Origin of the sequence: Bradyrhizobium sp. CIR48 (assembly GCF_014198315.1) — a bacterium.
Lineage (GTDB): Bacteria > Pseudomonadota > Alphaproteobacteria > Rhizobiales > Xanthobacteraceae > Bradyrhizobium.
This window is the reverse complement of the sequence record NZ_JACIHG010000005.1, coordinates 277,763-295,197: the sequence shown is the minus strand read 5'-3', so window position 1 is coordinate 295,197 and position 17,435 is coordinate 277,763. Positions and strand designations below refer to the sequence as shown.

Below are 17,435 nucleotides of genomic sequence, written 5' to 3'. Positions count from 1 at the left end.
ATGACCGCGATCACCGACATGCCGGAAGTGCCGCGCGCCGCCCGCCGCCCGCAGATGGGGAATCCGGCGTTGCGCTGGCTGCGCACCAATCTGTTCTCGTCGATCCCGAACGGCATCCTCACCGTCGTGCTGCTGGCGATCCTCGCCAAGGGCATCTTCAGTTTCGTTCAGTGGGGCATCGCCAATGCCGTGTGGCTGACCCCGGCAAACGATTCCAGCGCCTGCCGCGCGGTGCGCGGCCTCGGCGCCTGTTGGGCGATCATTCCCGAAAAGTACCGCTTCATCCTGTTCGGCACCTATCCGTTCGACGAGCAGTGGCGGCCGGCGCTGTCGGTCGTACTGTTCATCGCACTGTACTTTCTCTCGACCCGTCGCGTTTTGTGGCGGCGCGAACTCATCTATCTCTGGATCGGCGCGCTCGCGCTCATCAGCGTGCTGATGTGGGGCGGCGTGCTCGGCCTTTCCTTCGTCTCGCAGGATCGCTGGGGTGGTCTGCCGGTGACGCTGATACTGGCGACGTTTGGATTGGCCTTCGGCTTCCCGCTCGGCATTCTCGTCGCGCTCGGCCGGCGTTCGAAGCTGCCGGCGATCCGCTCGCTCAGCGTGCTCTATGTCGAGCTGATCCGCGGTGTGCCGCTGGTGAGCCTGCTGTTCATGGCGAGCGTGATGTTTCCGCTGTTCATGCCCAGCGGGTTCAACATCGACAAGCTGCTCCGCGCACAGATCGCGATCATCCTGTTCGCGGGCGCCTATCTCGCCGAAGTCATCCGCGGCGGCCTTCAGGCCGTGCCGCGCGGGCAGTATGAAGCGGCGGACGCGCTCGGGCTGTCCTACTGGCGCAAGAACCGGCTGATCGTCCTGCCGCAGGCGATCCGCCATGTCATCCCGCCGCTGGTCAACACCTTCATCGCTTTCTTCAAGGACACCAGCCTCGTCCTGATCATCGGCATTTTCGATCTGCTCACGACGGCGAAGACGGCGATCATCGATCCTGCGTGGCAACAGTTTTCGGTCGAGGTCTATATCTTCGTCGCTGCGATCTACTTTGTGTTCTGCTTCGCGATGTCGCGGTACAGCCGTAGCCTGGAAGCGACGAGCGGGAGGTGATCTTCCTTCTCCCCTTGTGGGAAAAGGTGGCGCGAAGCGCCGGATGAGGGGTTCTATCGTCGAATTCAGACGGCGAGGGAGTCCCTTGTGGAGAGATACCCCTCACCCGTCTCGCCGCTATGCGGCGAGCCACCCGCTCCCACAAGGGGAGAGGGTGCTACGGAGCGCGCGGTGTAGAGTGGAATTACTTCCTCACCTTCGGATCGATCGGCGTGGTGCCGCGCAGACCCAGAATATCCTCCAGCACCTTCGCGCCCGCGAGCACCTGCGCATCGCCCCTTGGCGCGCCGACGACCTGCACGCCGACCGGCAGGCCCGACGCCGTGAAGCCGCATGGCAGCGACAGCGAGGGGCAGCAGGCGAGCGTGATGGCGTAGACGATGCCGAGCCACTCGACGTAATTGTCGAATCTCTTGCCGGCGCATTCGGCGACATAGCGGTGCTCGATCGGGAAGGGCGGCACGATCGTGGTGGGCGTCAGCAGCAAATCATAGGTCTTGAAGAACTCCACCGCGCGCGCCGTCATGCCGACGCGCTGGGCCTCGGCGCGTTCGAGCTCCTCGACCGTCAGCTTGAGGCCTTCCTCGATGTTCCAGATCACCTCGGGCTTGAGCAGGTCGCGCTTGGTGCGCAGCAGATTGGCCTTGGTGATCGCGAAATCGAAGGCGCGCAGAACGTGGAAGCATTCATGCGCCTCGCGCCAGTCCGGATGCGCCTCCTCGACGATGGCGCCGGCCTCGGCAAAGCGTTCCGCCGCCTTGCGCGTGATCGCCTTCACCTCGGGATCGACAGGCGTGATGCCGAGATCGGGCGAATAGGCGATGCGCTTCGGCTTCTTGCCGGACTGAGCCGCCGACAGGAACGAGGTCGTGGGCGCCGGCAGCGACAGCGGATCGTCCGCATAATCGCCGCTCATCGCATCCAGCAGCAGCGCGAGGTCCTCGACGCTGCGCGCCATCGGGCCGACCACGCCGAGATTGCGATCGATGCCGGATTTGGGGGTATGCGCGACGCGGCCGATGCTCGGGCGCATGCCGACGACGCCGCAGAAAGCCGCGGGGCTGCGCAAGCTGCCGCCCATGTCGGAGCCCTGCGCCAGCCAGGCCATGCCGGTGGCCAGCGCCACGGCCGCGCCGCCGGAAGAGCCCGCCGCGGATTTTGAAGTATCCCAGGGATTGAGGGTTGCGCCGAACACTTCATTGAAAGTGTTGGCGCCGGCGCCGAATTCCGGCGTGTTGGATTTGGCGTAGACCATCGCGCCGTTGGCCTCGAGATTCTCGACCATAAGGTCGGACTTGGCGGGGATATTGTCCTTGAAGATCGGCGAGCCCTGCGTGTTCAACACGCCCGCAACGTCGGTCAGATCCTTGATCGGCACCGGCAGGCCCGCGAGCAGCCCCCGCGCGCCGGCCGGCTTCCGCATCAAGGCCTTGGCGTTGTCCCGCGCCCGATCGAAACACAGGGTCGGCAGCGCGTTCACCTTGCCGTCGACCTCACTGATGCGCTTCTCCGCAACATCCAGCAGCTCGAGCGGCGAGATATCGCCGGACCGCAGCTTGTCGACGACGGCGCAGGCGGTTTCACGGATCAGGTCTTGAGACAATTACTTTACTCCTGTGCTTATGGTGTTCGTCATTGCGAGGAGCGAAGCGACGAAGCAGTCCAGAGTCCCTCCGCGGCAACAATCTGGATTGCTTCGCTTCGCTCGCAATGATGCGGATAGAGTTAGCCCCAGCCAGCGCTGATGCCGCCGTCCACCGTGTAGATCACGCCCGACGTATAGCCGGCGCGGTCCGATGCCAGGAACGCCATGAGATCGCCGATCTCGCGCGCATGCGCGGGACGGCCGAGCGGCAGGCTCTTCTGGAATTCCTTGTAGCGGTTCTCGTCGCCGAACTGGTGCTTGGCCCGCGTCTTGAGCAGGGTGACGTGGCGATCGGTGCCGACGGGGCCGGGATTGATGCCGACCACGCGGATGTTGTCGGCGAGACTTTTTCCGCCGAGCGCGCGGGTGAAGGCCATCAACGCGGCATTGCCGGCGCTGCCGCAGATGTAATTGGCGTCAAACTTTTCGCCGGCTGCGCCGATATCGTTGACGATCACGCCGCCGCCCTTCGCCTTCATCTGCGCGTAGATCTGCCGCGTCAGGTTGATATAGCCGAACACCTTCAATTCCCAGGCGTGACGCCAGGTCGCCTCGTCGATCTTGTCGATCGAGCCGCCGGGGATGTCGCCCGCATTGTTGACGAGCACGTCGATGTCGGCGGCTTCCTTCGCAAGCCGCGCCAGATCCTCGGCCTTGCGAAGATCGACGATGCTCGTTGCGGCATCGATCTGGTGGGCGGAACGCAGGCGCTCGGCCAGCGCCTTGAGCTGGTCGCCGTTGCGGGCGGCGAGCAGGAGGTGCGCGCCTTCCTCGGCAAACGCTTCGGCGGCGGCGGCGCCAATGCCCTTGGACGCGCCGGTGATCAGGACGCGCTTGCCGCGCAGATGCAGATCCATGAGGGTACTCGCAGGATAGGAACAGGATGAAATCAGTAGGCGCTTGGCCGCGCCATGGTCAACATTGCAGTGCAGCGTTGCACTGCCGCTGCGTTTGGTCCATTGCAATGCGGTCAAAAGGCGGCGACTGCCGGACCAACCAAGGACGTTCTCGATGAGCAAGAAACAATACCGGATCGCGGTCATTCCCGGCGACGGCATCGGCAAGGAAGTGATGCCCGAGGGCCTGCGCGTCCTGGAGGCCGCGGCGAAGAAGCATGGGGTCTCCCTGCATTTCGACCATTTCGACTTCTCGTCCTGGGACTATTACGAGAAGCACGGCCAGATGATGCCTGACGACTGGAAGGAGAAGATCGGCAAGCACGATGCGATCTATTTCGGCGCGGTCGGCTGGCCGGCCAAGATCCCGGACCACGTCTCGCTATGGGGCTCGCTGATCAAGTTCCGCAGGGAGTTCGACCAGTACGTGAATTTGCGCCCGGTGCGGCTGATGCCCGGCGTGCCGTCGCCGCTGGCGGGCCGCAAGCCCGGCGATATCGATTTCTGGGTGGTGCGCGAGAACACCGAAGGTGAATATTCCTCCGTCGGTGGCCGCATGTTCCCCGACACCGACCGCGAGTTCGTCACCCAGCAGACGGTGATGACCCGCACCGGCGTCGACCGCATCCTGAAGTTCGCCTTCGAGCTCGCGCAGTCGCGGCCGAAGAAGCATTTGACCTCGGCGACCAAGTCCAACGGCATCTCCATCACCATGCCCTATTGGGACGAGCGCGTTGAAGCGATGGCGAAGAAGTTTCCGGGCGTGAAGTGGGACAAGTACCACATCGACATTCTCACCGCGAACTTCGTGTTGCATCCGGATTGGTTCGACGTCGTGGTCGGCTCCAATTTGTTCGGCGACATCCTCTCCGACCTCGGTCCGGCCTGCACCGGCACGATCGGCATCGCGCCGTCAGGCAATATCAACCCCGAGGGCGATTTCCCCTCGGTGTTCGAGCCGGTGCACGGCTCGGCGCCTGATATCGCCGGCCAAGGCATCGCCAACCCGATCGGCGCGATCTGGTCGGGCGCCATGATGCTCGAGCATCTCGGCGAGAAGGAAGCCGGCCAATCGATCGTCGAGGCGATCGAGCGCACGCTGGCCGAACGCACGCTCCGCACCAAGGACCTCGGCGGCAACGCCGACACCACGGCCTGCGGCAAGGCTGTCGCGGATATGGTGGATTGAGGCTCTTTACCCTCTCCCTTGTGGGAGAGGGTGGCTCGCCGCGTAGCGGCGAGACGGGTGAGGGGTATCTCTCCGCGGAGTTAAACCTCTCAAAAATTTTTCGCGGCACGAACCCCTCATCCGGCGCTTCGCGCCACCTTCTCCCACAAGGGGAGAAGGGAAGAGAGGCGTGCCCCGCGCCTTTCAGCCAGCGATGTTCTCGATCGCGGCCTGATCCAGCCCGAACTTCTTCCCGGCCTCGATGATCTCCTGCCAGGTGGTCGGATCGACCGGAATGCCTTCGGCAAGGCGCTTCTCCTTGGTCTCGCGCTCGGGCTCGCCGGCGATTCTGACCTTGTCGACGCCGGGGGCAGGCGGCGAGCCGGTTTGCCAGGCAACAAAACTCTCGACTTCGCGCGCGAGGTTTTCGCCGGTGCCGAGCTTGCCGGGATCGATGACGATCGAGAGCATGCCGTTGAGGACGTTGTACTTGCCGTCGGAGGGGCCCTTGACCACCTGCCCGCCGGAGAGCGCGCCGCCGAGGATTTCGCACACGAGCGCGAGCCCCGAGCCCTTGTGCTCGCCGAACGGCAGGATCGCGCCATGCGGCGGGATCACGGTGTAGCGCGGGTTGGTGGTGGGCTTGCCTTCATTGTCGATGATGGTGCCTGGCTCCAGCGCGACGCCCTTGTTGTGGGCGACGCGGGTCTTGCCCTGCGCGATCCGGCTGGTGGCGAAGTCGAGCACGATCGGGTCCTTGCCGGCGCGCGGGATGCCGACGCAGAACGGGTTGGTGCCGTGGCGCGCATCGCTGCCGCCCCAGGGCGCCACGATCGGGCGCGAGATCACGTTGACGAAGTGGATCGAGACCAATCCGTGGTCGATGCACTGCTCAGCCCAGTGGCCGATGCGACCGATGTGATGCGAATTGGAGAGGCCGACGAGGCACACGCCGTTTCGCTTAGCGCGGTCGGCTGCCAGCTCCATGGCTTCATGACCGATCACCTGGCCGTAGCCGGTGAGGCCGTCGAGGGTGAGGAGCGGCCCCGTGTCGAGCACGATCTTGACGTGCGCGTTCACGGCGAGGCCACCATTGGTGACGCTCTGGACATAGCGCGGGATCATGCCGACGCCGTGGGAGTCATGGCCCTTGAGGTTGGCCTCGACCAGATTGGTGGCCACGAGCTCGGCTTCGCGGTCCGAAGACCCGCCTGCCTTGACGATGGCGCGGATGGCGTTGGTGAGCGGCTCTGCCTTGATGGTGCGATAGTCGGCCATTGTTATTGCTCTTATCCTTTCACAATTTGGCGGGGAGCGTAGGGTGGGTTAGCCGAAGGCGTAACCCACCACTTCTGTCTCCGCGGAAACTAAAGAGGTGGGTTACGCCTCGCAGATGCGCTTTGCGCACCTGCAAGGCTAACCCACCCTACGAATTCACGATGCGGCGGCAATGAACCAATGCGGCTTCAATCAGGTTCTCGCTCGCCTCCGGCGTGCGGAAGGCGGAATGCGCCGACAGCGTCACGTTCGGAATTTTTGTCAGCGGATGATCGCCGGGCAGAGGCTCGGTGTTGAAGACGTCGAGGCCGGCATGGCGCATGTGGCCCGATTTCAGCGCGTCGATCATCGCCTGCTCGTCGACGATCGCGGCGCGGGCGGTGTTCACGAAGATGACGCCCGGCTTCATCTTTGCGATCTTCTCGCGCGTGATCATGCCGCGCGTCTCGTCATTGAGCAGCAGATGCAGCGACACGACGTCGCTCCTTGCCAGCACGCTGTCAAGATCGGTGAATTCCACGCCCGGATGGCTCTTCGGCGAGCGATTCCAGGCGATCACCTTCATGCCGCTGCCGGACGCAATGCGCGCGACCTCGGCGGCGATGCCGCCGAAGCCGATCAGGCCGAGCGTTTTGCCGGTGAGCTGCATACCGTCTTCGCGCAGCCAGTTGCCGCCGCGCATCTCGCGATCCATCATCGCGATGACGCGGGCCGAGGCCCACATCAGCGCGATTGCGGATTCAGCGACCGCGGTGTCGCCATAGCCCTTGATCAGGTGCACGGAGATACCGAGTTCTGCCAGCTCCTCCGGGTTCATGTAGCTGCGCGCGCCGGTGCCGAGGAACACGACGTGCTTCAGCCCCGCACATTTCTTCGCCACCTCGGTCGGCAGCGCGGTGTGATCGACGATGGCGATCTCGGCGCCGTCGAGGATGTCAGGATATTGCTCGGGCTTGATATCGGGATCCCTGTGGATCCGCACCTTGGGATCCCCGGGCTTCTCCAGCCGTTCCATGATCACGGCAAGCGCTTCATTGGCGTCGACGAAAACTCCGCGCATGGCTCTCTCCGGTCAGGACGCGACGCCGGCGATCGCCAGCACGGTATGCATGAGAACGTTGGTGCCGGCAGTGCAGTCGCCCTGCGTGGCATCCTCCAGCTCGTTGTGGCTGATGCCGTCCTTGCAGGGCACGAACACCATCGCCGCCGGCATGATCGTGTTGAGGTTGCAGGCGTCGTGGCCGGCGCCGGAGGTGATGCGGCGCGAGGAATAACCGAGCGTCTTTGCCGCGTTCTCGACTGCCGAGATCAGCTTGGGGTCGAAATGCGTCGGCGGCTTGCGCCAGACCAGGTCGATCTTGACCTCGACCTTGCGGCGCCCGGCGATCTCCGCAATGGCTGCGCGCAGATCGCGATCGAGCGCGTCCATGATGGCGCCGTCCGCGCTGCGGCAATCCATGGTGAAGGCGATCTCGCCGGGAATGACGTTGCGCGAGGGATTTGCGATCACGGCTTCGCCGATGGTGCCGACCGCGTTCGGGCCGTGCTTCTTCGCGATGGATTCCATCGCCAGCACGATCTCCGACAACGTCGCCAGCGCGTCGCGCCGCAGCGGCATCGGCGTCGATCCGGCATGGCTCTCGAAACCGGAGATCTTGCCGTCGTACCACAGCACGCCCTGGCCGGAATCGACCACGCCGATGGTCTTGCCTTCGGCCTCCAAAATCGGGCCCTGCTCGATATGCAGCTCGACGAAACAGCCGAGCTTCTGGAAGCCGACCGGCTTGTCGCCGCGATAGCCGATGCTGTCCAGCGCCTGGCCGACGGTCGTGCCCTCGGCGTCCTTGCGCGACAAAATATCGTCGGTGGTGAAGTCGCCGACATAGGCGGCGGAGGCCATCATCGCGGGTGCGAAGCGCGAGCCTTCCTCGTTGGTCCAGTTGACGACGCAGATCGGCGCTTCGGTCTCGATGCCGGCATCGTTCAGCGTGCGGATCACTTCAAGTGCGCCGAGCGTGCCCAGAATGCCGTCATACTTGCCGCCGGTCGGCTGGGTGTCGAGATGCGAGCCGATGCCGACAGGCGGCTTCGACATGTCGCGGCCCTTGCGCAGGCCGAATTGCGAGCCGAGTGCGTCGGTGTGCACTTCGAGCCCGGCGTCCTCGCATGCCTTGCGGAACCAGTCGCGCACCAGCTTGTCTTCGCTGCTCAGTGTCAGCCGCCGCACGCCGCCTTTGGCCGTCGCGCCGAATTGCGCGGTCTCGTGGATGGAGCCCCAGAGGCGGGCGGAATCGATTTGCAGATTGGTGGCGGCTCGGCTCATGCGGTGGGGTCTCTCGATTGTCCGGCGCCTTTTTCAATGACGCGCCAGCGCGGGCGCGTCAACTGCGAGGCTGCTCTGCGCAATCTGCCGTGCAAGCTCGGCGACGCGCTCCACGGCGACGACGTCGGGCGAGGCGAGCCAGCTTGCGGTGAACGTCAGCGGTGCGATCGCAAGATCGGTGTCGAGCAGCTGCAGCCGGCCGTCGGCGAGCTCGCTCTCGACGATCGCGTCGGGGATCACGGCGACGCCGAGGCCTTCGACCGCCATGTGGATGACGGTCGCGAGCGATGCGGACGCGTGCAGCCGGATCGGCGGCAGCTCCGGCCGGTCGAACACCTCGCGCACGACCTCGTAAGGCTTGGTCTTGCGCGGGAAGGTGATGATCGGAAACCGAGCAAGCTCCGCCGGTGTCACCCGGCCTTTGCCGAGGCCGAGCGAAGGGCTTGCGAGGAAGCCGATCGGGTAATCGGCGAGCACGCGATTATGCACGCCGGACGCCGACAGCGGTCCGACCACGAAGGCAAGCTCGATCTCCTGCGCGAGCAGGCGCGCGGTGAGGTTGGGCGTGATGTCGACCTCGATCTCCAGCGACAGGTTCGGATAGACCTGGTTCACGCTCTTCACCAGGCGCGGCAGCCAGGTGTGCACGATGGTCTCGGCGACGCCGAGCCGCATCACGCCCCGCATCGCCGAACGATCGCCGATCTCCGCCATCATCTGGGCGCGCAGGCCGATCAGCTTCTCCGCATAGACCATCATCTGCCGGCCGCTCGGTGTCGGCGAGGCGACGCGGTGGTCGCGGTTGAGGAGCTTCACGCCCATCTCGCGCTCGAGCTGGGCAATGCGCTGGGAGATCGCCGGCTGGGTCGTATTGAGCCGTGCTGCAGCGCCACGGAAGCTGCCGAGCTTTACGACCCAGAGAAAAGTCTCGATCGACCTGAAGTCCAGCATTGGAAGGATTTTCCTCGTCGATAAAATGAATTTATCGATATCGATTAGAAAGGACGATTAGACTTTATAGCACGCTTGGTGTTGGCTGTCTTTGTCGAGTTTATAGGCAGGTCGATTACATGACTGTTTTGGTGGCAGTGCAGCAAACTGAAACGCCCGACGCCCTTCCGAGCCGCAAGGCGCGGCTTGCCTATCGGCAAGGGCTGGTCGCCTCCACCGCCGGCGTCGCCCCCGGCTTCGTCCAGGGCAATCTGGCGATCCTGCCGGCGGAATATGCCAGCGCCTTTCATCGCTTCTGCCAGCTCAATCCGAAGCCGTGCCCGATCATCGGCATGTCCGATGTCGGCAGTCCGCACATCCCTTCGCTCGGCGCCGATCTCGACATCCGCACCGACGTGCCGCGCTACCGCGTCTGGCGCGACGGCGAGGTCGTCGACGAGCCGACCGATGTGACGAAGCATTGGCGCGATGATCTCGTGACCTTCGTGCTCGGCTGCTCCTTCTCGTTCGAAGAAGCCTTGCTCGACGAGGGCATGCCGATCCGGCACATCGAGCGCAATGTGCGCGTGCCGATGTATCGTACCAACATCGCCTGCGGCGAGGCCGGTCCGTTCGCTGGTCCCATGGTGGTCTCGATGCGTCCCTTCAAGCCGGCGGATGCGATCCGCGCGGTGCAGATCACCTCGCGCTATCCCGCCGTGCACGGCGCGCCGGTCCATCTCGGCCATCCGCATCTGATCGGCATCAAGGACATTGCCAAGCCGGACTACGGCGATCCGGTGCCGGTCGCCGACGACGAGATTCCGGTGTTCTGGGCCTGCGGCGTGACGCCGCAATCGGTGATCAACGCCGCCAAGCTTCCGTTCGCGATCACGCATTCGCCCGGCCTGATGCTGGTGACGGATCTCAAGAACAGGACCATGGCCGTGATTTAGGGGGCAGCGTTTGCTGCTTCTTCGGGCTTTACCGCATCCATCAATCGCTTCATCCGATCAGACGAAATTCAGTAACAGGGGACTTTGCCATGACGATCACTCGCCGCGACGTGTTGTTGGGAGCCACCGCGACCGCTGCACTTGTGCCGCTGGCGGCGCGCGCACAGACTTCGGAAGTCGTGATCGGCGTCATCTATCCGTTCTCCGGCGGCAGCGCGCAGCAGGGCGTCGACGCGCAGAAAGCCTATGAGACCGCGCTCGAGGTCATCAACAAGGACACCGATTTCGACCTGCCGCTGGCGAAGGGCGAGGGCCTGCCGGGCCTCGGCGGCGCAAAAGTCCGCCTCGTGTTCGCCGATCACCAGGCCGATCCGCAGAAGGGCCGAGCCGAAGCCGAGCGCCTGATCACGCAGGAGAAGGTCTCCGCCATCATCGGCACCTATCAGAGCGCCGTCGCCGTCACCGTCAGCCAGATCTGCGAGCGCTACCAGGTCCCGTTCGTGTCCGCCGACAACTCCTCGCCGAGCCTGCATCGCCGCGGCCTGAAGTATTATTTCCGCGCCGCGCCGCATGACGAGATGTATTCGGCCGCGATGTTCGACTTCTTCGACGCCATGAAGAAGAAGGGCACCAAGATCGAGACGCTGTCGCTGTTCCACGAGGACACGATCTTCGGCACCGATTCCGGCAACGCCCAGGCCAAGATCGCCGGCGAGCGCGCCTACAAGATCGTCACCGACATCAAGTATCGCGCCAACTCGCCCTCGCTCTCGGCCGAGGTGCAGCAGCTCAAGTCCGCGAATGCCGACGTGCTGATGCCCTCGAGCTACACCACCGACGGCATCCTCCTGGTCAAGACCATGGCCGAGCTCGGCTACAAGCCGAACGCGATCGTGGCGCAGGACGCCGGCTTCTCCGAGAAGGCGCTGTACGATGCCGTCGGCGACAAGCTCGAAGGTGTGATTTCGCGCGGCACGTTCTCGCTCGACCTCGCGCAGAAGCGCCCGATGGTCGGCAAGATCAACGAGATGTTCAAGACGCGGTCGGGCAAGGACTTCAACGACCTCACCTCGCGCCAGTTCATGGGCCTGATCATCCTTGCCGACGCCATCAGCCGCGCCAAGTCGACCGACGGCGAGAAGATCCGTGATGCGCTGGCCGCGACCGACATCCCGGGCGAGCAGACCATCATGCCCTGGAAGCGCGTCAAGTTCGACGAGATGGGCCAGAACAACGACGCCGACCCGGTGCTGCTGCAATATATCGGCGGCAAGTTCGTCACCATCTTCCCGCCGCAGGCCGCGATCGCGGAAGCGGTCTGGCCGATGAAGTAAGACTGGGACGCGGGAGCTCTGATGCAGCTCCGGCCCTCATCCTGAGAAGCGGGCGTAGCCCGCGTCTCGAAGGACGAGGGCTGGGCCATCCTTCGAGACGCGCGCTTGTGCGCGCTCCTCGGGATGAGGATCTATTTCGGGGGACAGACTTTTGACAGCCCAAGCCATTATCCAGAGTCTTGCCAGCGGCCTCCTGATGGGCCTGCTGTACGGACTGATCGCGGTCGGCCTCGCGCTGATCTTCGGCCTGATGGACGTCACGAACTTCGCCCATGGCGAGTTCCTGATGATCGCGATGTATCTGTCCTTCTTCCTGTTCGCGTTCTTCGCGATCGACCCCTTGCTGTCGGCGCCGTTGGTCGCCGCGGCGCTCTTTATCTTCGGAGCGGTGATCTACCTGCTCATTGTACGCTTTGCCATGCGGGCCAAGGCCAACGCCGGCATGGTGCAGATCTTCACCACCTTCGGCCTTGCCATCGTGATGCGGGGTCTGGCGCAGTTCTTCTTCACGCCTGATTATCGCAGCATTCCGCAATCCTGGCTCGGCGGCAAAACTATCTCGGTCGCCGGCATCTTCCTGCCGGAGCCGCAGCTGGTTGGCGCGCTGGTCTCGATTCTCGCCTTTGCCGGCCTCTACTTCTTCATCCATCGCACCGATTTCGGCCGCGCGCTGGAAGCCACCCGTGAAGATCCCGGTGCGGTCGCGCTGGTCGGCATCGACAAGAACCGCGTGTTCGCGTTCGGCTGGGGCCTTGGTGCCGCGCTGGTCGGTCTCGCCGGAGCGATCATGGCGAGCTTCTTCTATATCTATCCCGATGTCGGCGCGTCCTTTGCGCTGATCGCCTATGTCACGGTGGCGCTCGGCGGCTTCGGCAGCGTGTTCGGCGCCTTTGCCGGCGGCATCATCGTCGGCCTCGTCGAAGCGGTCACCGCGCTGGTGCTGCCGCCGTCGCTGAAATCGGTCGGCATCTACGCGGTTTACCTGCTGGTCGTCTTCATCCGGCCGCGCGGCCTGTTCGGATCGATCTGATGGACAAGGATTTTGCAGCGCGGCGCCGCCGCGACCTCATCATCGCCGCGGTGCTCGCCGTGATTGCCGCGCTGACGCCATTGTTCGTGAAGGACGTCGTCGTCCAGAACATCCTGATCCTGACCCTGATGTATGCGGGACTGTCGCAGAGCTGGAACATCCTGTCCGGCTATTGCGGGCAGATCTCGCTCGGGCACGCGCTGTATTTCGGCCTGGGTGCCTACACCACCGAGCTGCTGTTCACGAAGTTCGGTGTGCTGCCCTGGTTCGGCATGCTGGCGGGTGGCGTGGTGTCGGCGCTGATCGCGATGGGGCTCGGTTATCCCTTCTTCCGCCTGCGCGGCCATTACTTCGTGATCGCCACCATCGTCATCGCCGAGATCGGCTTGCTTCTGTTCCACAACTGGGAATGGGCCGGCGCCGCGATGGGCATCACGATCCCGATCCGCGGCGACAGCTGGCTGAAATTCCAGTTCCTGCGCACCAAGCTGCCGTACTTCTATTTCGCACTGGCGCTGTGCTGCCTCGCCTGGTTCGTCACCTGGTGGCTGGAGAACTCCAAATGGGGATTTTGGTGGCGGGCGGTGAAGGACAATCCGGAGGCGGCCGAAAGCCTCGGTGTCGACGTCTTCAATTCCAAGATGGGCGCGGCCGCCGTCTCCGCCTTCCTGGTCGCGGTGGGTGGCAGCTTCTATGCCCAGTTCGTCTCCTACATCGATCCTGAAAGCGTCATGGGCTTCCAGTTTTCGCTCTTGATGGCGCTGCCCGCCGTGCTCGGCGGCATCGGCACCCTGTGGGGCCCGGTGTTAGGGGCCGCCATCCTGATCCCGCTGACGGAGCTGACCCGCTTCAAGTTCGGCGGCTCCGGGCGCGGCGTCGACCTCATCGTCTATGGCACGCTGATCGTCCTCATCTCGCTGGCCTTGCCGCGGGGACTGCTCAGCCTGTTCTCACGCCCGAAGAAGACGGGGGCCGCACGATGACCGCGCTTCTTGAAACCCGCGGCGTCTGGCAGCGATTCGGCGGCCTCGTCGCCAACAGCGACGTCTCGATCTCGGTTGGCCGCGGCGAGATCGTCGGCCTGATCGGCCCGAACGGCGCCGGCAAGTCGACGCTGTTCAATCTCATCGCCGGCGTTCTGCCACCGACGCAAGGCTCGATTCTATTCGACGGCGAGGACGTCACCCACATGCTGGCGGCCGAACGCTGCCAGCGCGGGGTAGGGCGCACCTTCCAGGTGGTCAAGAGCTTCGAGACCATGACTGTCATCGACAACGTCATCGTCGGTGCCCTCGTGCGCAACACCGTGATGCGCGAAGCCCGTCGCAAGGCGCATGAAGTCTTGGAATTCACCGGCCTCGCTGCGCGCGCCGACGTGCTTGCCAGCGACCTCGTGCCCGCCGAGAAACGCCGGCTCGAAGTCGCCCGTGCGCTCGCGACCGAGCCGAAACTGCTGCTGCTCGACGAAGTCCTCACCGGCCTGACGCCGACCGAGGCGCAGACCGGTGTCGCGCTGGTGCGCAAGGTGCGCGATGCCGGCATCACCGTGTTGATGGTCGAGCATGTCATGGAAATCGTGATGCCGTTGGTCGACCGCGCCATCGTGCTCGATCTCGGCAAGGTGCTGGTCGAGGGCAAGCCCGCCGATGTCGTTCGCGATCCCAAGGTGATCAGCGCATATCTGGGAGATCGTCATGCTGTCGGTGCGTGAAGTCACGACCGCCTATCAGGGCCTGGTCGCGATCTCCTCGATCTCGATCGAGGTTCAGAAGGGCGAGATCGTCTGCGTCGCCGGCGCCAATGGCGCGGGCAAGTCGACGCTGCTCAAATCCATCGCCGGTGCCGAGCGTCCGCGCTCAGGCACCGTGACGTTCGACGGCAAGCGCCTCGACGGCATGGCGCAGCACCACATCACGGCGACCGGCATTGCCTATGTGCCGGAGAATCGCCGCCTGTTCCCGCGCCTGTCGGTGCGCGACAATCTGCGTCTCGGCAGCTATCTCTACCGTGGCGAGGCGAACCGCGAAGGACCGCTCGATCTCGTCTTCCAGCTGTTTCCACGCCTGGCTGAACGCCTGGAGCAGCGCGCCGAAACGCTCAGCGGCGGCGAGCAGCAGATGCTGGCGATCGGCCGCGCGCTGATGACGCGCCCGCGCCTGTTGATGCTGGACGAGCCCTCGCAGGGCATCATGCCGAAATTGGTCGACGAGATTTTTCAGGCCGTAAAGCGCATCCGCGATGCCGGCATGACCGTTCTGATCGTCGAGCAGCGCATGGCCGAGTGCCTGGAGATCGCCGACCGCGCCTACATCCTGCAAACCGGCCGCGTGCTGATGCAGGGCTCCGCGGCTGAGATCAGGGGCAATCCCGACGTGAGGAAGGCGTATCTCGGATTGTAGCCGCTCGCTACGATCCCTATCCTGATTGTTTCTTGTTCCGGTTCTTGCTTGCGCCACGCAGCGTCGGCGCTGGTGCCGAAGGTTGCCCGAAGCCATTCATCTGAATGCATGAGAGCAGGTCGACATAGCTTTCGATGCCACCGGCGGAGGCCTCGGTGTAGCATTGGATGCGAATTGTCTCCGGCGTTGTCGTCCAGATGGACCCGAGCTGTTGCTGTGCGGTCTGCTCGTCGCTCATGCAGGCCTCGTAGGACTGCGGCTCGGTCAGCGACTTGTCGATCTCCTGAGTTGCCTTGCAGTTGGCCTCGACCTTGAGATCGGGGACGCCGCCGCGCCCGGACGTCTGGGCGTTTGCGGAAAGTGACAAGACAATAAAGCAGGCGGCAGAGAGGAAGGCGCAGGATACTTTGAAATCCATGACAATTCTCCCAGCGATCGATGAAACAACTCCTTCAGTCAATTACAGGGGGATCATGTGCTCGCGATCCCGGCAATGCAAATCAATTCCGGTCCGCAGGTCCCGCATATCGCTCCGCTCATGTGGGCTACTCCGTCGCCACACCCCGCGTCATTGCGAGCGTAGCAAAGCAATCCAGAGTCTTTCCGCGGAGGGATTCTTGCCTCGCTGCGTTATGACGAGGTTAGAGCGGGGCTCAATCGCCGTGCCCATGCTCCGGCAGCGTCACCCCGAACACCTTCACCAGATCGGCCACCTGTTCCGGCGACAGATAGCGCGGGTTCATCCCGCGCAGCAGCAGGTACAGCTTCGCCGTCTCCTCCAGCTCCTCCGTGGCGAACACCGCCGCTTCCAGCGTGTCGCCGGCAACCACCGGGCCGTGATTGGCGAGCAGCACCGATGAATATTTCCCCGCCAGTCCCTTGATCGCGTCGGCGACCGCGGGATCGCCGGGGCGGTAGTACGGCACGAGCGCGGTGGCGCCGCATTTCATCAGATAATAGGCCGTCATCGGCGGCAGCGCGGCGCGCGGGTCGATCTCGGGCAGCATCGAGAGCGCGACCGAATGGGTGGAGTGCAGATGCACGATCGCGCGCGCACTGCCGCGCGTGTCGTAGAGCGCGGTATGGAGCGGAACCTCCTTGGTCGGCGCATCGCCCGATACCAACCGTCCCTGGTCGTCCAGCCGTGACAGTTTTGCGGGATCGAGAAAGCCGAGCGAGGCGTTGGTCGGCGTCACCAGCCAGCCGCCGCCATCGAGCCTGACGCTGATATTGCCGGAGGAGCCCGGCGTCAGACCACGCTCGAACAGGGACCGGCCGAACCGGCAGATATCCTCGCGCAGCCTCGTCTCGTTGCTCGTGTCGGTTCTCATGGCCGTCATGTCCGCTTGTCTCACGCTTTGGCAGCGCGGCCAAGCCGTGATATCGGTTCGCCGAGCCGCCGCAAAAGCCGGCCGTCCGGGAAACGTTCGCAAGGGTTAGTTGCATGTCCGCCTCCACGTCACAAAATCAGCGCATCGCGGTCATCGGGCTCGGCTCGATGGGGTTTGGCATGGCGACCTCGCTGAAGCGCGCCGGTCACGCCGTCACCGGCTACGACGTTTCGGCCGAGGCGGTGGCGCGTTTCGTGAAGGATGGCGGTGCGGGTGCCAAAACGCCGGCCGAGGCGGCCAAGGGCGCGGACATCGTCGTCAGCGTCGTCGTCAATGCCGCGCAGACGGAAGCCGTCCTGTTCGGCAAGGATGGGGCCGCCGAGACCATGCCCGAAGGCAGCGTCTTCGTATCCTCCGCCACGATGGACCCGGACGTGGCGCGACGTCTTGCCAAGCAGCTGGAGGCAACCGGCCGGCATTATCTGGATGCTCCGATTTCCGGCGGAGCGCAGCGCGCCGCGCAAGGCGAGCTGACGATCCTCGCCTCCGGCAGCCCCACAGCGTTCGCGAAGGCACGGCCCGCGCTCGATGCCATGGCCGCGAAGCTCTACGAGCTCGGCGATGCCGCTGGCCAGGGCGCTGCCTTCAAGATGATCAACCAGCTGCTCGCCGGCGTGCACATCGCCGCCGCCTCGGAGGCGATGGCATTCGCCGCCAAGCAGGGCCTCGACATCCGCAAGGTCTACGAGGTGATCACGGCCTCGGCCGGCAATTCCTGGATGTTCGAGAACCGCATGCCGCACGTGCTGGACGGCGACTACACACCGCGCAGCGCGGTCGAGATTTTCGTGAAAGATCTCGGCATCATCCAGGACATGGCGCGCAGTGCCAGGTTCCCGGTGCCGGTCTCCGCTGCCGCACTCCAGATGTTTCTGATGACATCAGCCGCCGGCATGGGCCGGGACGACGACGCCTCGGTGGCGCGGATGTATGCGCAGGTCACCGGCGTCAAGCTGCCCGGCGACAAGTAACGAAGAG

17 protein-coding genes are annotated in these 17,435 nt (G+C 64.3%); 9 read left to right on the top strand and 8 right to left on the bottom strand.

All coding sequences use genetic code 11. The annotated features are described in order from the left end of the window. Window positions 1-1,107 (top strand): amino acid ABC transporter permease, encoded by a 1,107-nt coding sequence (locus GGD66_RS17810; protein WP_183258506.1) that lies wholly within the window; start codon window positions 1-3, stop codon window positions 1,105-1,107. Between the two features lie 184 nt (window positions 1,108-1,291). Here GGD66_RS17810 and GGD66_RS17805 read toward each other — a convergent pair whose 3' ends face one another. Next, window positions 1,292-2,710: an amidase gene (locus GGD66_RS17805; RefSeq protein WP_183258505.1), complete on the bottom strand. Its 1,419-nt coding sequence runs from the start codon at window positions 2,708-2,710 to the stop codon at window positions 1,292-1,294. 122 nt (window positions 2,711-2,832) lie between these two features. After that, window positions 2,833-3,609: an SDR family oxidoreductase gene (locus tag GGD66_RS17800; protein ID WP_038972756.1), complete on the bottom strand. Its 777-nt coding sequence runs from the start codon at window positions 3,607-3,609 to the stop codon at window positions 2,833-2,835. Window positions 3,610-3,763: 154 nt separating this feature from the next. Between GGD66_RS17800 and GGD66_RS17795 the strand changes: the two genes are divergently transcribed. After that, a complete protein-coding gene (locus GGD66_RS17795) occupies window positions 3,764-4,837 on the top strand; it encodes a tartrate dehydrogenase (protein ID WP_183258504.1) in 1,074 nt (357 codons plus the stop codon). A 183-nt stretch (window positions 4,838-5,020) separates the two neighbouring features. Here the strand turns inward: GGD66_RS17795 and GGD66_RS17790 are convergent, their stop codons facing one another. The 4 genes from GGD66_RS17790 to GGD66_RS17775 form a co-directional block, all read right to left on the bottom strand. After that, window positions 5,021-6,094: a malate/lactate/ureidoglycolate dehydrogenase gene (locus GGD66_RS17790; RefSeq protein ID WP_183258503.1), complete on the bottom strand. Its 1,074-nt coding sequence runs from the start codon at window positions 6,092-6,094 to the stop codon at window positions 5,021-5,023. A 148-nt stretch (window positions 6,095-6,242) separates the two neighbouring features. After that, complete coding sequence (locus tag GGD66_RS17785) at window positions 6,243-7,154, bottom strand: NAD(P)-dependent oxidoreductase (RefSeq protein WP_183258502.1); 912 nt, start codon at window positions 7,152-7,154, stop codon at window positions 6,243-6,245. A 12-nt stretch (window positions 7,155-7,166) separates the two neighbouring features. Beyond that, entirely contained in the window at window positions 7,167-8,417 is a 1,251-nt protein-coding gene (locus tag GGD66_RS17780) for a Zn-dependent hydrolase (protein ID WP_183258501.1), read from the bottom strand. A 33-nt stretch (window positions 8,418-8,450) separates the two neighbouring features. Beyond that, on the bottom strand, window positions 8,451-9,368 hold the full coding sequence (locus GGD66_RS17775) for a LysR family transcriptional regulator (protein ID WP_092259506.1): 918 nt from the start codon (window positions 9,366-9,368) through the stop codon (window positions 8,451-8,453). A 119-nt stretch (window positions 9,369-9,487) separates the two neighbouring features. Here GGD66_RS17775 and GGD66_RS17770 point away from each other — a divergent pair, with 119 nt between their 5' ends. The 6 genes from GGD66_RS17770 to GGD66_RS17745 all read left to right on the top strand — a co-directional run bounded on the left by GGD66_RS17770 (window position 9,488) and on the right by GGD66_RS17745 (window position 15,066). Then, window positions 9,488-10,303, top strand: coding sequence for a putative hydro-lyase (locus GGD66_RS17770; RefSeq protein WP_092259503.1), 816 nt, complete (start codon window positions 9,488-9,490; stop codon window positions 10,301-10,303). A gap of 89 nt (window positions 10,304-10,392) precedes the next feature. Continuing rightward, entirely contained in the window at window positions 10,393-11,637 is a 1,245-nt protein-coding gene (locus GGD66_RS17765; protein WP_026201530.1) for an ABC transporter substrate-binding protein, read from the top strand. A 196-nt stretch (window positions 11,638-11,833) separates the two neighbouring features. Further along, on the top strand, window positions 11,834-12,667 hold the full coding sequence (locus GGD66_RS17760) for a branched-chain amino acid ABC transporter permease (RefSeq protein WP_244550725.1): 834 nt from the start codon (window positions 11,834-11,836) through the stop codon (window positions 12,665-12,667). Next, window positions 12,667-13,650, top strand: a complete 984-nt coding sequence (locus GGD66_RS17755) for a branched-chain amino acid ABC transporter permease (protein ID WP_018315619.1) — start codon at window positions 12,667-12,669, stop codon at window positions 13,648-13,650. Before GGD66_RS17760 ends, GGD66_RS17755 begins: the two co-directional genes overlap by 1 nt. Next, complete coding sequence (locus tag GGD66_RS17750) at window positions 13,647-14,378, top strand: ABC transporter ATP-binding protein (RefSeq protein ID WP_183258500.1); 732 nt, start codon at window positions 13,647-13,649, stop codon at window positions 14,376-14,378. The genes GGD66_RS17755 and GGD66_RS17750 overlap by 4 nt, the downstream gene beginning before the upstream one ends. Then, window positions 14,362-15,066 (top strand): ABC transporter ATP-binding protein, encoded by a 705-nt coding sequence (locus GGD66_RS17745; RefSeq protein WP_183258499.1) that lies wholly within the window; start codon window positions 14,362-14,364, stop codon window positions 15,064-15,066. Before GGD66_RS17750 ends, GGD66_RS17745 begins: the two co-directional genes overlap by 17 nt. Before the next feature lie 16 nt (window positions 15,067-15,082). On the opposite strand, the gene GGD66_RS17740 is transcribed toward GGD66_RS17745, so the two are convergent. Next, window positions 15,083-15,484 carry a hypothetical protein gene (locus tag GGD66_RS17740; protein WP_018315622.1) on the bottom strand — a complete coding sequence of 134 codons (402 nt, stop codon included), beginning with the start codon at window positions 15,482-15,484 and terminating at the stop codon, window positions 15,083-15,085. Between the two features lie 235 nt (window positions 15,485-15,719). Next, on the bottom strand, window positions 15,720-16,406 hold the full coding sequence (locus GGD66_RS17735; protein WP_177237244.1) for an aldolase: 687 nt from the start codon (window positions 16,404-16,406) through the stop codon (window positions 15,720-15,722). A gap of 104 nt (window positions 16,407-16,510) precedes the next feature. Here GGD66_RS17735 and ltnD point away from each other — a divergent pair, with 104 nt between their 5' ends. Further along, window positions 16,511-17,428, top strand: coding sequence for an L-threonate dehydrogenase (ltnD, locus tag GGD66_RS17730; RefSeq protein ID WP_092259490.1), 918 nt, complete (start codon window positions 16,511-16,513; stop codon window positions 17,426-17,428). Window positions 17,429-17,435 lie beyond the last annotated feature (7 nt).